Raw genomic sequence first — 3,116 nt, forward strand, 5'->3', positions numbered from 1 at the left:
CGGCCGCCATCTCCTGTTGTCGTTCATCAGCAATCCCCCATCGAGTAGCCCAACCCGGGGCGCGATCGGATAACCGTCCCCCGAGACACCTTGTATGGCTTGAGCGCCCGCCGGATCCCGGCCACATGCGAATCGATCGTCTTGGGCTCGATCACCACATTGCCATGCTCTTCGGGGTGGATCGCATCGATGAGCATGTCCCGCTCGAACACCCGCGTGGGATAGGCAAAAAGCTTGGCCAGCAGGAGATATTGCGTCGTTGTCAGGTCGAGGCTCTGGCCCGCCCAGGCAAACTCCTTGGCCTGCATGTCATGGGCGAGTTGGCCGATGACTTTTCGGCCCGAGCCGTCGCTGGGCTGGCGCGCGGCCGAGACACGCAGGCAGGACCGCAGCCGGGCGCGGAAGAGCCGCAGCGAATAATCTTCCTTGGAGACGTAATCGTGAGCGCCGAGATCCAGTCCCCGCACCTGGTCGTCTTCGCTGCCAAGGTCCGAGAGGAAGAGGACCGGCACGCGCGAGTCTCTGCGAATGCGCCGCAGGCACTCGAACCCGTCGATCCCGGGCGGCATATTGATGTCGAGAACGACGCAATCGGGACCGAAAGACGCGAGCCGCGCCAATCCCAGCTCGCCGTTTTCGGCCTCGGCTGTCGTCACACCATCGTAGCGTAGTGCCGCGACCAGCGACTCGCGAAAGCCTTGATTGTCGTCGACGACAAGGACCTTCTTGCCGACCAGAATATCGGTGGCGCCGTGGCCTCCATGATCGTCTCCAGCGCCATCACCAACGCCGTCGCCGCGGCTGACTTCGCCACCAACCCCGCTGCTGCCTCCACTGCTGCTGCCCCCACTGCGCTCGCCCCGCATGCCCGCTGCCTCCACGTATCCGCCTCCCCACGCCCGGCACCCGGGACCGTTGGCCGCAGGCCCGTCCTCGACCGGGCCGCGCACGCTATCAGAGTCCCCGTCCGCCCCCAACAATTTCGCCGACAAAAATCTCATTCCGCACCTCTTTTTGACGACTCTAACCGGTCGAAGTGGAGATCCGGTGGAGACGGGGCCGGGCAATCGGGCGGTGGCCACGGGGAAAACAAAAGTCGAGGTGCCGCTCGCGGTTGCAGAGAGAACTGCAATGAAGGCGGCTGACACAGGCGCAGACAACTAATTCAGCTCAGCCGAACCACAGAGAAACCCAACACAGAAACGCCACGTCCGGCCCGCTTGCGTAGCGGGCCGGACGTGGCATCCGGGCATCCAGTTCAGGTCCGTGGGGCACCTCGACCACAAAGCAAAACGCAGGCGGGAAAACGTTTCTACTGGCAGCCGTAGGCCGGCGATCAGATCGTGTCAGGGGTCACAACCCCAGCTCCTGAAAGTGGTCGTAGAGCGAGACGTTCTCGAGAAGCGTCTCCAGCATCTCGGCAATGAATTCATCGGCGCCGATGGTGAGCAGATATCGACCCTCGCTCTCTGCTGTAATACCGCCTGTGGCGGCGGCCCTGTCGGCGGCATTCTCGGCGGCTTCTCTCTCTGCCTCCGAGACCGTTCCGTCACCGTCGGTATCGCGAGGGTCGCAGTTCGGCGCACAGGCCTCGAACCGATCCGACTGTCCGTTGTCATTGACATCGCGCTCGGCCCAGCCCATCGCCCAAAAACTCGAAGGCTCGTGAGTATCGGTAATAAAATCGACATAGGCGCCGAAGCCGAATGGTCCTTCGGCATGCTCGGCTGCCATCGCGAAGATCTCGGCGATCTGCCCCGTGATCCAGTCCAGAGTCATCATATCCATGGTTTCGAAATCCATCTCGGGCACATGAACATTCTGGGCGCGCAGGACATCGCGCATCTGGAGAATCTCCATCTGCCGGGCGTTGTCGATAATGGCACGCATGCTTTCGCTCAGGCCGAGCGGATCGTCAGCACCCTCGGCCCGAAGGTCCCCTGAACAGACGACCACTAACGGGGCCTCGCCGGAAACCCAGGGACCGGATGCGGCCGGGCCGAACCCGCCGCTGGCCAGACGACCGAAGCCCTTGCATCCGGTTAGATCCTCGACTGCGGCCAAGTTCAGAGAAAAATTCGCGACATCGGGCGCCTTTGGCGACATCGCGCCCCGAGGGTCCACTGCGGCCGAACTCGATCCCGCCACAGCCCCGATCAACATGGCGCCCATCAGTCCGGCGCTCGACCATTTTTTCAAGATTCTCGTATTCATCGTTTTTTCCCCGCGCTATGGGCCGCCAGAAGGTTTCCGTGGCCTGTTATTGATGGAGGAAGTGAACTGCAGACTTCGCGCCAACAGCTTGAGGCTCGAATTTACTCGGCTTTTCCTCCTCTCTCGCGAAATCAAACCCACCTCGGTAACCGAGCGTTACGCTTGCCGGGAATGACGCGTTACCGAACCGCTGCCCGAACAGGCGCCCGCGCCAGCGCCCTGATTCGCTTTTAGTTGCGGGCATTTTGACGATGACGAAGCAATTCCCGGGTGCGACGGCCCGCCCATCACAGATGCGCCTCACGACAACGACATCCCTTGCGAGATCCGCTAGACAGGCACTTATGGGGAAGCCCGAGCACATCGACCTGCAGGCGATCGCCGCAGCAGTCCTTCGGCGCGTGGGTGACCTCTGGGAGTTCCCCCAACTCGCCGAGACCACGCGGGTCGAGGTCAGCACCCGAATGACCCGGTCGCTGGCCCGGGTTCGCCCCGACACCCGCGTCATCCGCATTGCCCGGCCCGTGCTCGAGGGCCCGCAGGCCTCTCTCGAGGAAGTGATCTGCCATGAGGCCGCTCATATCGTGGCCCATGGCCAGGCCACCCGCCGGATCCGGCCGCATGGACGCGAATGGGCGGCCCTGATGGAGAGGGCCGGTTATCCGGCACGCGCTCGGGTCGATGCGCGGCTGCTGGGAATTACGATGCCAGCTGGGCCCGGACGCGGAGGAAACGGAGGGCGCGGAGGACGCGGCTCCGGTCGCCGCAAAAAATACGTCTACGACCACCGCTGCCCGGTGTGTCAGAACCACCGCACCTCGGGACGCGTGGTCCGAAGCTGGCGATGCGGGCCCTGCGTGGATGCCGGGATGAAGGGCGAACTGGTGGTGACGCGGTTTGAG

General features: G+C 63.4%; 3 protein-coding genes. 1 reads left to right on the forward strand and 2 read right to left on the reverse strand.

Annotation, left to right across the window (positions count from 1 at the left end; genetic code table 11):
* Positions 1–26 precede the first annotated feature (26 nt).
* Together P8K07_07730 and P8K07_07735 are read right to left on the reverse strand one after the other, a co-directional pair.
* Positions 27–1,001, reverse strand: coding sequence for a response regulator transcription factor (locus P8K07_07730; GenBank protein ID MDG1958413.1), 975 nt, complete (start codon positions 999–1,001; stop codon positions 27–29).
* 352 nt (positions 1,002–1,353) lie between these two features.
* The gene (locus tag P8K07_07735; GenBank protein MDG1958414.1) at positions 1,354–2,214 is read right to left on the reverse strand and encodes a hypothetical protein; all 861 of its coding nucleotides are present in this window, start codon (positions 2,212–2,214) and stop codon (positions 1,354–1,356) included.
* 344 nt (positions 2,215–2,558) lie between these two features.
* On the opposite strand from P8K07_07735, the gene P8K07_07740 reads away from it, so the two are divergent.
* Positions 2,559–3,116: SprT-like domain-containing protein (locus P8K07_07740; GenBank protein MDG1958415.1), on the forward strand; the 558-nt coding region annotated here is incomplete at its 3' end.

It is taken from the genome of Candidatus Binatia bacterium, from assembly GCA_029248525.1.
In the GTDB taxonomy this organism is placed as follows: Bacteria; Desulfobacterota; Binatia; order UBA12015; family UBA12015; genus UBA12015.

Excerpts from the sequence above, each read along its gene's own strand:
- P8K07_07730 (MDG1958413.1), bottom strand. The coding sequence starts at position 1,001 with ATGAGATTTTTGTCGGCGAAATTGTTGGGGGCGGACGGGGACTCTGAT.
- P8K07_07735 (MDG1958414.1), bottom strand. The coding sequence starts at position 2,214 with ATGAATACGAGAATCTTGAAAAAATGGTCGAGCGCCGGACTGATGGGC.